Source organism: Enterobacter mori LMG 25706, from assembly GCF_000211415.1.
Taxonomy (GTDB): Bacteria; Pseudomonadota; Gammaproteobacteria; order Enterobacterales; family Enterobacteriaceae; genus Enterobacter; species Enterobacter mori.
Window position 1 is genome coordinate 790,496 of sequence record NZ_GL890776.1, and the last position, 13,401, is coordinate 803,896.

Genomic DNA, 13,401 nt, shown 5'->3' on the forward strand with positions numbered 1-13,401 from the left:
GTCAATCGCTTAAGACGATTTGATAATAAGAAAAGGGTTAACTATAACCACTATATCATTTATAGCCTGACTGTATAGTACGTAACAAAAAATAATAACAACGTAATAAAAAAGGGCCGGAAATCCGGCCCTTTCACAGGTAAGTTACGGTAAGTGAAGATTATTTCTTGCCTTCAACCCACTTGCCGTCAACAAAGAACGCCGACCAGCCGGTCGCTTTACCCTCTTTCTCCGCAGCCACGTACTGCTGCTTCGTTTTACGGCTAAAACGCACTACGGTCTTGTTGCCTTCTGGATCCTGCTGTGGCGCGTCGGCCAGATAGCGCAGTTTTTCCGGCAGGCGATCGCGGAAGCGATACAGCTCTTCCACCAGCGGCGCACGCGTTTCACGTGATTTCGGGAAGGTGTTGGCCGCCAGGAACACGCCGGCAGCACCGTCACGCAGCACAAAGTAAGCATCTGACTTCTCACACGGCAGCTCTGGTAGCGGAACCGGATCTTCCTTCGGAGGAGCCACTTCACCGTTACGCAGAATTTTACGCGTGTTTTTACAGTCGTCGTTAGTGCACGCCATGTACTTACCGAAGCGCCCCATTTTCAGGTGCATTTCAGAACCGCACTTCTCGCACTCAACGATCGGGCCGTCATAGCCCTTAATGCGGAACTCACCTTCTTCGATCTCATATCCGTCGCAGGTCGGGTTATTACCGCAGACGTGCAGTTTACGTTTAGGATCGATCAGGTAGCTGTCCATCGCTGTGCCGCATTTCTGACAGCGACGCTTGGCGCGCAGGGCGTTGGTTTCTGCATCGTCACCTTCCAGCACGTTGAGCACTTCGCTCTCAGGTACCAGGTTGATAGTGGTTTTGCAGCGCTCTTTCGGCGACAGCGCGTAACCGGAGCAGCCCAGGAACACACCCGTGGTTGCGGTACGGATACCCATCTTGCGGCCACAGGTTGGACAGTCAATGCTGGTCAGGACCATCTGGTTAGGCAGCATGCCGCCCTCTTCAGGGTCTTTCTCGGCTTTCTCAAGCTGGTCGGTAAAGTCGCTGAAGAAGCTGTCGAGAACCTTCTTCCACTCCGCCTTGTGGCTGGCAACCTCATCGAGGCTGTCTTCCATCTGCGCGGTGAAGTCGTAGTTCATCAACTCGCGGAAGTTGGCTTCCAGACGGTCGGTGACAATCTCACCCATTTTTTCAGCGTAGAAGCGACGGTTTTCAACACGGACGTAGCCACGATCCTGAATGGTCGAAATGATCGACGCATAGGTCGACGGACGACCGATCCCGCGTTTTTCCAGCTCTTTAACCAGCGAGGCCTCACTGAAGCGTGCAGGCGGCTTGGTGAAGTGCTGCGCCGGAACCAGATCGACAAGCGACAACTCGTCACCTTTATTAACCGCAGGCAGCGTTCTGTCTTCATCGCCTTTACGCAGCGCAGGCATCACTTTGGTCCAGCCATCGAAGCGCAGAATACGACCGCGCGCCTTCAGGCGGAAATCACCCGCGCCGACGGTCAGCGTTGTGGAGTCGTATTTCGCAGGCGTCATCTGACAGGCGACAAACTGGCGCCAGATCAGCTGATACAGCTTCTGCGCATCCGCTTCCATATCTTTTAACGATTCCGCGAGGACGGAGACGTCAGAAGGACGAATTGCTTCGTGCGCTTCCTGGGAATTCTCTTTGCTGGCGTACTGATTCGCACTTTCCGGCAGGTATTTTATGCCGAAATTGTCACTGATATAGCCGCGGACCATATTAACAGCGTCCTGGCTCAGGTTGGTGGAGTCAGTACGCATGTAAGTGATGTAACCCGCTTCATACAAGCGCTGCGCCATCATCATGGTTTTCTTCACGCCGTAACCCAGACGCGTGCTCGCCGCCTGCTGCAGCGTTGAGGTGATAAACGGCGCACCAGGCTTGCTGCTGGTCGGTTTATCTTCGCGATCCAGCACCTGATAACGTGCTTTTTCCAGCAGCGCCACCGCAGCCATAGTCTGGTCACGGTTCTCAGGACGGAAAGGTTTGTCGTTGTGATGACTGACCTGCAGCGGCAGAGCGTCACCGCCCGGCGTAGTCACATTGGCGTCAACTTCCCAGAACTCTTCCGGGACGAAGGCTTTAATTTCGCGTTCGCGCTCGACGACAAGACGTACGGCTACGGACTGCACACGACCGGCGGACAGACCACGCGCAACCTTTTTCCACAGCAGTGGCGAAACCATGTAGCCCACGACACGGTCCATAAAGCGACGTGCCTGCTGCGCGTTTACACGGTCAATGTTCAGTTCGCCCGGCTTCTCAAACGCCTGACGAATCGCATTCTTAGTAATTTCGTTAAACACTACACGGCTGTAGCGTTTGTCGTCACCCCCGATCACTTCCCGCAGGTGCCAGGCAATGGCTTCCCCTTCGCGGTCAAGGTCGGTTGCGAGATAGATGTGGTCTGCTTTTTCAGCAAGCTGCTTCAGCTCGTTAACGACTTTTTCTTTACCTGGCAGCACTTCATATTGTGCATCCCAGTTATGCCATGGGTTAACACCCATGCGGTTGACAAGCGCGCTACGTTCATCCTTTTTAGGCTTTTTAGCCCCTTTGGTGGAGGTAGAGTCTGCGCTCTTTTTGCTGGCTGAGCCACTGGTCGGCAAATCGCGGATATGACCGACGCTGGACTTAACCACGTAGTCATTACCCAGATACTTATTGATCGTTTTGGCTTTTGCCGGGGACTCAACGATGACGAGAGCTTTACCCATATTCACCTTTACCTAATTTAATTCTTCCAGGAATACGCCGCACGTTGATTTCCCTTCCGCTGACGACGAGCCATTGATATTGCGACTGCGCCAGGGGATATCAACCCCTTTGTCTTACCGGACGTCAGAAAGATAACATCCAGGTTATTGACTTATCGGGTATTTTTCTCGCACTTAATATAATTCGTGACGAATTCCCGGTCGAATGTCAAGCAATTCTGTTGCCAGAATGACGAAAGCGCACACTGTACCTGATAAAATTCGTTACGCAACTTTATTAGCATGCAAAAGCAAATCATGCCAGCCAGACCCCTTCACCTTACCCTCTCAGATTACAGGGAAAATTTGCCCCCAACGCGCCCCGGGCGTAAACTACTGTCATTGTTTAAGGAGTGGATTATGCACAGTACGACCCAACCTATTGACCGAGCGTCTCTGCTTATTGAAGCAAATAAACTCATTCGCGATCATGAAGACACCCTGGCGGGCATTGAGGCCACTGGCGTGGAACAGCGTAACGGCGTGCTTGTTTTCAGCGGTGAATATTTCCTTGATGAACAGGGTTTACCCACCCCGAAAAGCACCGCGGTATTCAACATGTTTAAATACCTGGCGCATACGCTCTCAGAGAAATATCACCTGATCGATTAATGCAAAACGCGAGGCAACTGCCTCGCGTTTTTGTTTACAGCAGCGGTTTTTGACCGCGCTGTAGCCAGCGTAGCAGCAAGCGATCTGCACTTTCTGCGGCACTATTGGTAAAGCGGTCCAGCAGACGCTTACGCTGTGTGAAGCGCACGCCAACCAGTTCGCGCCCTTCCATCAGGTTCAGGAGCAGATCGTCACTGGTCCCCACCTCGTCCACCAGCCCTTTATCCTGGGCCTGCGTGCCATACCAGTGTTCACCGGTTGCGACATGTTCGATATCAAGCGAGGGGCGCATACGGTGCACAAAATCTTTAAACAAGTGGTGGGTTTCGTTCAGGTCTTCGCGGAATTTTTGACGCCCTTCTTCCGTGTTCTCTCCCAGCAGCGTCAGGGTACGTTTATACTGCCCCGCGGTGTGAAGTTCGATATCAATCTCTTTATTTTTCAGGAAGCGGTTAAAGTTCGGGATCTGCGCGACCACGCCAATTGAGCCAATGATAGAGAACGGCGCCGCGACAATTTTGTCCGCCACGCAGGCCATCATATATCCCCCGCTTGCGGCCACTTTGTCCACGGCTACGGTCAGCGGGATCTGTTTTTCACGCAGGCGCTGCAGCTGCGAAGCCGCCAGTCCGTAACCGTGGACCACCCCGCCAGGACTCTCAAGACGGACCACCACCTGATCCTGTGGTTTCGCTACCGCTAATACTGCCGTCACTTCTTCGCGCAGGGAGGAGACTTCATGCGCATCCATGCTGCCTTTAAAATCGAGCACATAGACGCGAGGTTTTGCCTCATCCTGCGGCGCGGCAAGCTTCGCTTTTGCCTTAGCCGCTTTGGCTTCCTGTTTATGCTTTTTCCTCTGCGCTTTAAGCCAGAGTTTCTGTTGATGGCTATCAAGCAGCGCCAGAGACATCTCTTCCTGCATTTCTTTATACTGCTCGCTCAGGCGAGTGATGCGTAACTCCCCACGCTGACGCTTGCGCTGCGTCAGGTTGACGATCAGAACGGCAACCACCGCAATGGCAATCACCACCGTCGCGATTTTGGCCAAAAACAACCCATATTGAGAAAGTAATTCCACGCGTTCCACCTTGATTTAACCACGAATCTTTCACGGCAGTGTACAACAGCCCTGCCCATGCGTCTCGCTCGTGACATTACCTCTGCGAGCCGCCTTCAGGAATCCCCGGTCTGGAGTTTAAATATTTGCAAATTGTTAATTTTACAGTAATCCGTCCTGTAGACTGATTGAATTATTAGGCTAATTCGGGCATAAAGCCGAAAAGTCATAAAAGAAGGCGCCATCAAGCTCCAGTGCGCCAGAGGAGTCACCGTGCATTATCAACCGCAAAAAAATCTGCTCCAGAACCGGATCATACTTGTCACTGGTGCCAGCGACGGCATTGGTCGTGAAGCCGCCCTGACGTACGCTGAATATGGTGCCAGCGTCATCCTGACGGGTCGTAATGAAGAAAAACTCAGGAGAGTCGCTCAGGAGATTGAATCTGCTGGCGGCATCGCTGCGTCCTGGTACACCCTCGATTTACTTACCTGCACGCCCACTAGCTGTCAGGAACTTGCCCAGCGTATCAGCACTCATTATCCCCGTCTGGACGGCGTGTTGCACAACGCAGGCTTATTGGGCGAAGTACGCCCAATGGATGAACAAGATCCTGAGATTTGGCAGCAGGTAATGCAGGTAAACATTAATGGAACCTTTTTCCTCACCCAGGCTTTGCTTCCTTTATTGCTCAATTCTGAGTCTGGTTCGCTGGTCTTCACCTCTTCCAGCGTAGGCCGTGAGGGACGCGCCAACTGGGGGGCTTATGCCGTCTCGAAATTTGCGACCGAAGGCATGATGCAGGTGCTGGCGGAGGAGTATCAAAACCGTCATCTGCGCGTAAACTGCATTAACCCTGGCGGAACGCGGACAAAAATGCGCGCCAGCGCTTTCCCGACGGAAGATCCGCAAAAGCTGAAAACGCCGGCAGACATTATGCCGCTCTATCTCTGGCTGATGGGTGATGACAGTCGCCGTAAAACCGGGATGACTTTTGATGCCCAACCCAACCGCAAACCGGGGATTTCGCAATGAGTGATGAACGCCATCAGCAGCGCCAGCAGCGTCTGAAAGAACAGGTTGATGCACGCGTTGCCGCAGCCCAGGACGAGCGTGGGATCCTCATCGTATTTACCGGCAACGGTAAAGGGAAAACCACCGCCGCGTTTGGCACGGCGACGCGTGCCGTCGGACACGGGCAGAAAGTGGGCGTGATCCAGTTTATCAAAGGCGAATGGCCCAATGGCGAGCGCAATTTACTTGAGACTCACGGCGTTGAATTTCAGGTGATGGCCACCGGATTTACCTGGGACACGCAGAACCGGGAAACCGATACAGCCGCATGCCTCGCCGTCTGGGAGCATGCAACGCGAATGCTGGCTGATCCCTCGCTGAATATGGTTCTGCTGGATGAGATAACCTACATGGTCGCCTACGACTATCTGCCGCTGAACGCCCTGCTGGATGCACTGAAGAACCGCCCTGCGCACCAGACGGTTATCATCACGGGACGCGGGTGTCATCGGGATATTATTGAGCTGGCAGATACCGTCAGCGAACTGCGTCCGGTCAAGCATGCGTTTGATGCAGGTATCAAAGCGCAAATTGGGATTGATTACTAAAGAAAAAAGCCCGGTGCGTTCACCGGGCTTTTAGATTAACCGTTGTTATTCCGGCTGCCAGAGCGACGATTGCTGCTGACCTGGCTGTGACGCTTCACAGCACGGCGGATCTGATTCGCCTTCATGCGACGACGATCTTTTTCAACCGCCACTTTAGAGGTGGTTTCCGGGGTCAGACCGACCAGCTCGCGCAGGTAGTTGGTTTGAGTCAGATCCAGTTCGGTATACCCACCGCGTGGCAGTCCTTTAGGCAGCAGAATGTCACCGTAACGGACACGGATCAGACGGCTCACCTGGACGCCTACCGCTTCCCAGAGACGACGCACCTCGCGGTTACGGCCTTCGGTCAGGGTCACGTTGTACCACTGGTTAATGCCTTCCCCACCGGTAAACTTGATGGTTTTGAACGCCGCAGGGCCGTCTTCCAGTTGAACGCCACGCGACAAGTCGCGCAGTTTATTTTCGTCAACCTGGCCGAAGACGCGCACCGCGTATTCCCGTTCCACTTCGCGGCTTGGGTGCATCAGACGGTTTGCCAGTTCACCATCGGTGGTAAACAGCAGCAGGCCGCAGGTGTTCACGTCCAGACGGCCTACGGCGATCCAGCGAGCGCCACGCAGCTTAGGCAGACGGTCGAACACCGTCGGGCGACCTTCCGGGTCGTTGCGGGTACACAGCTCGCCTTCCGGCTTGTAGTAAGCCAGCACGCGGCAGATCTGTTCGGCGGACTCTTTCACGGAGATAAGATGACCGTCGATGCGGATCTTCAGCCCCGGGACAATTTCTACGCGGTCACCCAGCGTGGCGATTTTACCGTCCACACTCACGCGACCCGCTTCAATAATGGCTTCGATTTCACGGCGCGAACCGTGGCCAGCACGCGCCAGCACTTTCTGTAACTTCTCGCTCATTGAGCTTCCTCAGGTGTCGCCTTCACAGGCGTCGAATCAGGTCAAAAGAGGGTCGGGCCCTGCTTTGATGGCCGCGTAGTATATCTGCTTACACCTTTACAAGAAAGGCTTAACATCACCCACGCCTTCACGAATCACTTCCGGCGCATCTTCGGTTAAGTCGACCACGGTGGTCGGCTGCTGGCCAAGATAGCCACCGTGAATAATCAGCTCAACCACCTTCTCCAGACGATCTTTGATCTCTTCCGGGTCGGACTCGGTAAACTCACTTCCCGGCAGCCTCAGCGAGGTGGAGAGCATCGGTTCGCCGAGGGTTTCCAGCAGCGCCTGCGCAATCGGATTCGATGGCACGCGCATGCCGATGGTTTTGCGTTTTTCCTGCAGCAGACGACGCGGTACTTCCTTCGTGCCCTTCAGAATGAAGGTGTAGTTACCCGGCGTGTTGTTCTTAATCAGGCGAAACGCCACGTTATCAACATACGCGTAGGTCGACAGCTCAGAGAGATCGCGGCACATGAGGGTAAAATTATGACCGTCCGGCAACTGGCGAATACGGCAAATACGCTCCATCGCCCCTTTATCTTCAATTTTGCAGCCCAGCGCGTAGCCTGAATCGGTCGGGTAGACAATGACGCCGCCTTTGCGGACGATCTCCACGGCCTGGTTAATCAGACGTGGCTGCGGGTTATCAGGATGGATATAGAAAAACTGACTCATACTTCCCTCTCTTCAATTTGCTGCGGCTGTCCCCAGAGCTGCCAGACCGGCTCACCGCCGGCAGGCAACCAGAGCTTGCGCCCCAGTTCGATCCAGGCACAGGGCTGATGGAAATCAGAACCCTGTGACCCAAGCAGGCCGAACTGACGAGCATAGGTGGCAAGCTGTGCACGCTCATTGGGTGCCTGCTGACACTGGGCAACTTCCATTGCCTCGCCACCGCATTCGGCAAAGTGTGCCAACAGTCTTTTCAGCCATTTAGCAGAAAGATTATACCGTCCCGGATGGGCCAGCACAGCCTTACCGCCAGAATGATGAATCACATCAATAGCTTGTTTTATTGTACACCACTGTGGCGGAACGTATCCGGTTTTCCCGCGCGCCAGATACCGTTTAAAGACGTCCGCCATGGTCGTCGCTTTACCTGCCTCAACCAGAAAACGGGCGAAATGACCGCGCGTCACGGCCCCACCGTTCGCCAGCTTTTGCGCCCCTTCGAGTGCGCCAGGAATGTGGGCCTTCTCCAGACGTTCGCCAATCATCTCTGCACGCTGGTTGCGGCGTGTTTTTTGTTCTTGCAAAAACGCACACATTGCCGGATGGTCTATATCAATGTTGAGGCCAACAATATGAATTTCATGGTTTTCCCAGACGGTCGAGATCTCAACGCCGGCGATCAGGTTCAGCGCCAGCCCGCTGCGGGCGATCTCAGCGCGCGCCACCGGAATGGCATCTGTCGTATCGTGATCGGTTATCGCCAGCGTGCCGACACGCATTTCAACGGCACGATGAACCAGGGCTTCGGGCGTCAGAAGGCCATCAGAGGCCTGAGTATGGCTGTGTAAATCATAAATAATGGCGTAGGTGGTATCGCTCAAAGCACTTCCCATAACAGGTTGGAGACATCCGAAAACACCATGATACCGACTTAACGCGAAATTCTGAAATCAAGGGTTGACAACCAGCCATCGAACTAGTTAACTAGTACGCAAGTTCACACGAGAAAGGTATCTGAAAATGACAGCACATTTCACTTTGCACGGTTGGTGGCGCACTTCCTGATCTTCGGGCAGTGTCACGCGTCTGCGAAATGCAAACAGATACCCAGCCCGCTACCCAGCGGGCTTTTTTTTGAACAGAAAATGAGAACAATATAATGCAAACAGCCAAACCACACCTCGAACTGCTGACCTGCGAGGCGGCCTATCGTCACAACCCCACCGCACTGTTTCATCAGGTTTGCGGAGCGCGTCCGGCTACCCTACTGCTGGAATCTGCGGATATCGACAGTAAAGACGATCTCAAAAGCCTGCTGCTGGTCGACAGTGCGCTGCGCATTACCGCTTTAGGTGACACTGTCACTATCAAGGCGTTATCAGAGAATGGTGCATCGCTGCTGCCACTGCTGGACGCCGCACTGCCTTCTGGCATAGAAAACGAGCGCCATCCGGACATGCGCATTCTGCATTTCCCGGCGGTCAGCCAGCTGCTGGACGAAGACGCGCGGCTCTGCTCTCTTTCCGTTTTCGATGCCTTCCGCCTGCTGCAGAATCTTGTCACCGTGCCGGCAGAGGAACGGGAAGCGATGTTCTTTGGCGGGCTGTTTGCTTACGACCTGGTTGCCGGTTTCGAAGATTTGCCGGAAACGGAACAGGGTAACCGCTGCCCGGATTACTGCTTCTATCTGGCTGAAACCCTGCTGGTGATCGACCATCAGAAAAAGTACACCCGCATTCAGGCTAGCCTGTTCACTCCATCGACCGCTGAGAAAAATCGTCTTGAGCACCGCATCGCTCAGCTTCAGCAGCAGATGACGGAAGAGCCACCGGCGCTGCCTGTGCAGCGGGTGGAGAAAATGACGTGCGACGTTAACCAGACCGACGATCAGTACGGCGCCGTGGTTCGCCAGATGCAAAAAGCGATTCGCGCCGGGGAAATTTTCCAGGTGGTGCCTTCACGCCGCTTCTCACTGCCCTGTCCGTCGCCGCTCGCAGCCTACGACGTGCTGAAAAAGAGCAATCCAAGCCCGTACATGTTCTTCATGCAGGACAATGATTTCACGCTGTTCGGCGCATCCCCGGAAAGCTCGCTGAAGTACGACGCCACCAGCCGTCAGATTGAGATCTACCCGATTGCCGGTACTCGTCCACGTGGACGCCGCGCCGACGGCTCGCTGGATCGCGATTTGGACAGCCGTATCGAACTCGAAATGCGGACTGACCATAAAGAGTTGTCAGAGCACCTGATGCTGGTTGACCTGGCGCGAAACGATCTGGCTCGCATTTGTACCCCTGGCAGCCGCTACGTGGCGGATCTGACCAAAGTTGACCGCTATTCATTCGTGATGCACCTGGTCTCCCGCGTGGTTGGTGAGTTGCGCCACGACCTTGACGTTCTGCACGCCTACCGCGCCTGCATGAACATGGGCACCCTGAGCGGTGCGCCGAAAGTGCGCGCCATGCAGTTGATTGCCGCCGCCGAAGGACGCCGACGCGGCAGCTACGGCGGCGCGGTGGGCTACTTCACGGCTCACGGTGACCTCGACACCTGCATTGTTATCCGCTCCGCTTATGTTGAAGACGGTATTGCCACCGTCCAGGCGGGTGCCGGGATTGTTCTTGATTCTGTTCCGCAGTCTGAAGCTGACGAAACGCGCAGTAAAGCGCGTGCGGTCCTTCGCGCCATTGCGACTGCACACCACGCACAGGAGATTTTCTGATGGCTGACATTCTGCTGCTCGATAATATCGACTCTTTTACCTATAACCTGGCAGATCAGCTGCGTGCTAATGGTCACAACGTCGTTATCTACCGCAACCACGTACCGGCGCAGACCCTGATTGACCGTCTGGCAACCATGCAAAACCCGGTGCTGATGCTCTCCCCGGGGCCTGGCGCACCGAGCGAAGCGGGCTGTATGCCGGAGCTGCTGACCCGTATGCGCGGCAAGCTGCCGATCGTCGGCATCTGTCTGGGACATCAGGCGATTGTTGAAGCCTACGGCGGCTACGTTGGCCAGGCGGGTGAGATCCTGCACGGCAAAGCCTCCAGTATTGAACATGACGGCCAGGCAATGTTTGCCGGGCTGCCGAATCCGCTCCCGGTTGCGCGCTACCACTCGCTGGTGGGCAGCAATATTCCTGCGGGGCTGACCATTAATGCCTCGTTTGAAGGCATGGTGATGGCGGTGCGTCATGATGCGGATCGCGTCTGCGGTATGCAGTTCCACCCGGAATCGATCCTGACCTCCAACGGCGCGCGCCTGCTGGAACAGACGCTCGACTGGGCGTTACAGAAGCTGGAGCAGACCAACACCCTGCAGCCGATTCTGGAAAAACTGTATCAGGCGCAGACCCTGAGCCAGCAGGAGAGCCACCAGCTCTTCTCCGCCGTGGTTCGCGGCGAGCTGAAGCCTGAACAGCTGGCGGCTGCGCTGGTGAGCATGAAAGTGCGCGGCGAAAGCCCGCAGGAGATCGCCGGTGCCGCCACGGCCCTGCTGGAAAATGCCGCCCCGTTCCCGCGCCCGGACTATCAGTTTGCCGATATCGTTGGGACCGGCGGTGACGGCAGCAACAGCATCAACATCTCTACAGCCAGCGCCTTTGTCGCCGCGGCGTGTGGGCTGAAAGTGGCGAAGCACGGTAATCGCAGTGTCTCCAGCCGGTCAGGCTCTTCCGATCTGCTCGCCGCGTTTGGCATTAACCTGGATATGAAAGCAGAGCGTTCTCGTGAAGCGCTGGATGACCTGGGCGTCTGCTTCCTGTTTGCACCGAAGTATCACACCGGTTTCCGCCACGCGATGCCAGTGCGACAGCAGCTTAAAACTCGCACGCTGTTTAACGTGCTCGGCCCGCTGATCAACCCGGCCCATCCACCGCTGGCGCTGATTGGCGTTTATAGCCCGGAACTGGTTCTGCCGATTGCTGAGACACTGCGCGTGCTGGGCTACAAACGTGCCGCCGTGGTACACAGCGGCGGTATGGATGAAGTATCGCTGCATGCACCGACGCTGGTTGCCGAACTGAACAACGGTGAAATTATGAGTTACCAGCTTGAGGCTGCTGACCTCGGCTTAGCGCCGTATCGCCAGGAAGCGCTGGCAGGCGGTACGCCGGAAGAAAACCGTGACATTCTCACGCGCTTATTACAAGGTAAAGGAGAGGTTGCCCACGAGGCCGCCGTGGCTGCCAACGTCGCTATGCTGATGCGTTTGCACGGTGAGGAAGACCTGAAGGCCAACGTTCAAAAAGTTCTGGACGTACTGCGCTCCGGTGCAGCTTACGATCGCGTTACCGCACTTGCGGCAAGAGGGTAAAGAATGCAAACCGTTTTAGCGAAAATCGTTGCCGATAAGGCCATCTGGGTAGAAGCCCGCAAGCAACAGCAGCCGCTTGCCAGCTTCCAGAATGACGTCGTACCAAGCCAACGACGTTTCTATGATGCCCTGCAGGGTGCGCGCACCGCGTTTATTCTTGAGTGCAAAAAAGCGTCCCCGTCGAAAGGCGTTATTCGTGACGATTTTGACCCGGCGCGTATTGCCGGTATTTATAAGCATCATGCGTCCGCCATCTCCGTGCTGACGGATGAAAAATATTTCCAGGGCAGCTTCGATTTTCTGCCGATCGTCAGCGGCATCGCGCCGCAGCCGATCCTGTGCAAAGACTTTATTATCGATCCGTATCAGATCTGGCTGGCGCGTTTCTACCAGGCCGATGCCTGCCTGTTGATGCTCTCGGTGCTCGACGACGAGCAGTATCGCCAGCTCTCCGCCGTCGCGCACAGCCTGAACATGGGCGTGCTGACCGAAGTGAGCAATGAAGAAGAGCTTGAGCGCGCCATTGCGCTGGAAGCCAAAGTGGTCGGCATTAACAACCGCGATCTGCGCGACCTGTCCATTGACCTGAACCGCACGCGCCAGCTGGCACCGCGTCTCGGATCTGGCGTCACGGTTATCAGCGAATCAGGCATTAACAGCTACGCCCAGGTGCGCGAGCTGAGCCACTTCGCCAACGGTTTCCTGATTGGCTCCGCCATGATGGAGCATGACGATCTCAACGCAGCGGTACGCCGAGTGCTGCTGGGTGAAAACAAAGTCTGCGGCTTAACCCGCGAACAGGATGCCCAGGCCGCGTACGAAGCCGGGGCAATTTATGGCGGGCTGATCTTTGTCGATTCGTCCCCTCGCGCGGTCAGCGAAGAGCAGGCGCGTAAGATCATTGCGGCGGCTCCGCTCAGCTACGTGGGCGTTTTCCGCAATGCAGATATTGAAGACGTTGCGGCAAAAGCCGAGGCGTTATCCCTGAGCGCGGTGCAGCTTCACGGCGGCGAAGATCAGGCGTATATCGATGCCCTGCGCGCCGCGCTGGCGCCTCAGGTTCAGATTTGGAAAGCGCAAAGCGTCGGCGAGACCCTGCCCGCACGTAACCTGAACCATGTGGATAAATACGTGCTCGATAACGGCCAGGGCGGCACCGGCCAGCGTTTTGACTGGTCACTGCTGAGCGGCGAAAAGCTGGACAACGTCCTGCTGGCGGGCGGATTAAGCCCGGATAACTGCGTAGAAGCCGCGAAAACCGGCTGCGCAGGCCTCGATTTCAATTCAGGCGTAGAGTCCCAACCGGGTATTAAAGATGCCAACAAACTGGCCTCGGTTTTTAAAACTCTGCGTGCATATTAAGGAAGA

12 protein-coding genes and 1 other annotated feature are annotated in these 13,401 nt (G+C 55.5%); of the genes, 7 read left to right on the forward strand and 5 right to left on the reverse strand.

What is annotated here, in order from left to right:
* Positions 1 to 160 precede the first annotated feature (160 nt).
* Positions 161 to 2,758, reverse strand: coding sequence for a type I DNA topoisomerase (gene topA / locus ENTMO_RS0113565; RefSeq protein WP_010431771.1), 2,598 nt, complete (start codon positions 2,756 to 2,758; stop codon positions 161 to 163).
* Positions 2,759 to 3,157: 399 nt separating this feature from the next.
* On the opposite strand from topA, the gene ENTMO_RS0113570 reads away from it, so the two are divergent.
* The gene (locus ENTMO_RS0113570) at positions 3,158 to 3,409 is read left to right on the forward strand and encodes a YciN family protein (protein ID WP_010431772.1); all 252 of its coding nucleotides are present in this window, start codon (positions 3,158 to 3,160) and stop codon (positions 3,407 to 3,409) included.
* 34 nt (positions 3,410 to 3,443) lie between these two features.
* On the opposite strand, the gene sohB is transcribed toward ENTMO_RS0113570, so the two are convergent.
* Positions 3,444 to 4,490, reverse strand: a complete 1,047-nt coding sequence (sohB, locus tag ENTMO_RS0113575) for a protease SohB (RefSeq protein ID WP_010431773.1) — start codon at positions 4,488 to 4,490, stop codon at positions 3,444 to 3,446.
* 252 nt (positions 4,491 to 4,742) lie between these two features.
* Between sohB and ENTMO_RS0113580 the strand changes: the two genes are divergently transcribed.
* On the forward strand, positions 4,743 to 5,504 hold the full coding sequence (locus ENTMO_RS0113580; protein ID WP_010431774.1) for a YciK family oxidoreductase: 762 nt from the start codon (positions 4,743 to 4,745) through the stop codon (positions 5,502 to 5,504).
* Positions 5,501 to 6,091, forward strand: coding sequence for a cob(I)yrinic acid a,c-diamide adenosyltransferase (gene cobO, locus ENTMO_RS0113585; protein ID WP_010431775.1), 591 nt, complete (start codon positions 5,501 to 5,503; stop codon positions 6,089 to 6,091). The genes ENTMO_RS0113580 and cobO overlap by 4 nt, the downstream gene beginning before the upstream one ends.
* A gap of 35 nt (positions 6,092 to 6,126) precedes the next feature.
* On the opposite strand, the gene rluB is transcribed toward cobO, so the two are convergent.
* The 3 genes from rluB to rnm all read right to left on the reverse strand — a co-directional run bounded on the left by rluB (position 6,127) and on the right by rnm (position 8,597).
* Positions 6,127 to 7,002, reverse strand: coding sequence for a 23S rRNA pseudouridine(2605) synthase RluB (rluB, locus tag ENTMO_RS0113590; RefSeq protein ID WP_008502809.1), 876 nt, complete (start codon positions 7,000 to 7,002; stop codon positions 6,127 to 6,129).
* 96 nt (positions 7,003 to 7,098) lie between these two features.
* Complete coding sequence (locus ENTMO_RS0113595) at positions 7,099 to 7,719, reverse strand: L-threonylcarbamoyladenylate synthase (RefSeq protein ID WP_010431788.1); 621 nt, start codon at positions 7,717 to 7,719, stop codon at positions 7,099 to 7,101.
* A complete protein-coding gene (gene rnm, locus ENTMO_RS0113600) occupies positions 7,716 to 8,597 on the reverse strand; it encodes an RNase RNM (protein ID WP_010431797.1) in 882 nt (293 codons plus the stop codon). The genes ENTMO_RS0113595 and rnm overlap by 4 nt, the downstream gene beginning before the upstream one ends.
* Positions 8,598 to 8,736: 139 nt before the next feature.
* Here rnm and trpL point away from each other — a divergent pair, with 139 nt between their 5' ends.
* From trpL to trpCF, 4 genes are all read left to right on the forward strand, one after another.
* Positions 8,737 to 8,781 carry a trp operon leader peptide gene (trpL, locus tag ENTMO_RS26965; protein ID WP_106993556.1) on the forward strand — a complete coding sequence of 15 codons (45 nt, stop codon included), beginning with the start codon at positions 8,737 to 8,739 and terminating at the stop codon, positions 8,779 to 8,781.
* Positions 8,758 to 8,852 (forward strand) — a sequence feature (Trp leader region). Its footprint overlaps the gene before it by 24 nt.
* A 23-nt stretch (positions 8,853 to 8,875) precedes the next feature.
* Positions 8,876 to 10,438, forward strand: coding sequence for an anthranilate synthase component 1 (locus ENTMO_RS0113605; RefSeq protein WP_010431799.1), 1,563 nt, complete (start codon positions 8,876 to 8,878; stop codon positions 10,436 to 10,438).
* On the forward strand, positions 10,438 to 12,033 hold the full coding sequence (trpD, locus tag ENTMO_RS0113610; RefSeq protein ID WP_010431801.1) for a bifunctional anthranilate synthase glutamate amidotransferase component TrpG/anthranilate phosphoribosyltransferase TrpD: 1,596 nt from the start codon (positions 10,438 to 10,440) through the stop codon (positions 12,031 to 12,033). Before ENTMO_RS0113605 ends, trpD begins: the two co-directional genes overlap by 1 nt.
* Before the next feature lie 3 nt (positions 12,034 to 12,036).
* Entirely contained in the window at positions 12,037 to 13,395 is a 1,359-nt protein-coding gene (gene trpCF, locus ENTMO_RS0113615) for a bifunctional indole-3-glycerol-phosphate synthase TrpC/phosphoribosylanthranilate isomerase TrpF (RefSeq protein ID WP_010431803.1), read from the forward strand.
* Positions 13,396 to 13,401: the final 6 nt, after the last annotated feature.

Bases quoted from the DNA above. Each gene is read 5' to 3' on its own strand.
- topA (WP_010431771.1), bottom strand. From the start codon at position 2,758: ATGGGTAAAGCTCTCGTCATCGTTGAGTCCCCGGCAAAAGCCAAAACG.
- ENTMO_RS0113570 (WP_010431772.1), top strand. From the start codon at position 3,158: ATGCACAGTACGACCCAACCTATTGACCGAGCGTCTCTGCTTATTGAA.
- cobO (WP_010431775.1), top strand. From the start codon at position 5,501: ATGAGTGATGAACGCCATCAGCAGCGCCAGCAGCGTCTGAAAGAACAG.
- rluB (WP_008502809.1), bottom strand. From the start codon at position 7,002: ATGAGCGAGAAGTTACAGAAAGTGCTGGCGCGTGCTGGCCACGGTTCG.
- ENTMO_RS0113595 (WP_010431788.1), bottom strand. From the start codon at position 7,719: ATGAGTCAGTTTTTCTATATCCATCCTGATAACCCGCAGCCACGTCTG.
- ENTMO_RS0113605 (WP_010431799.1), top strand. From the start codon at position 8,876: ATGCAAACAGCCAAACCACACCTCGAACTGCTGACCTGCGAGGCGGCC.
- trpD (WP_010431801.1), top strand. From the start codon at position 10,438: ATGGCTGACATTCTGCTGCTCGATAATATCGACTCTTTTACCTATAAC.
- trpCF (WP_010431803.1), top strand. From the start codon at position 12,037: ATGCAAACCGTTTTAGCGAAAATCGTTGCCGATAAGGCCATCTGGGTA.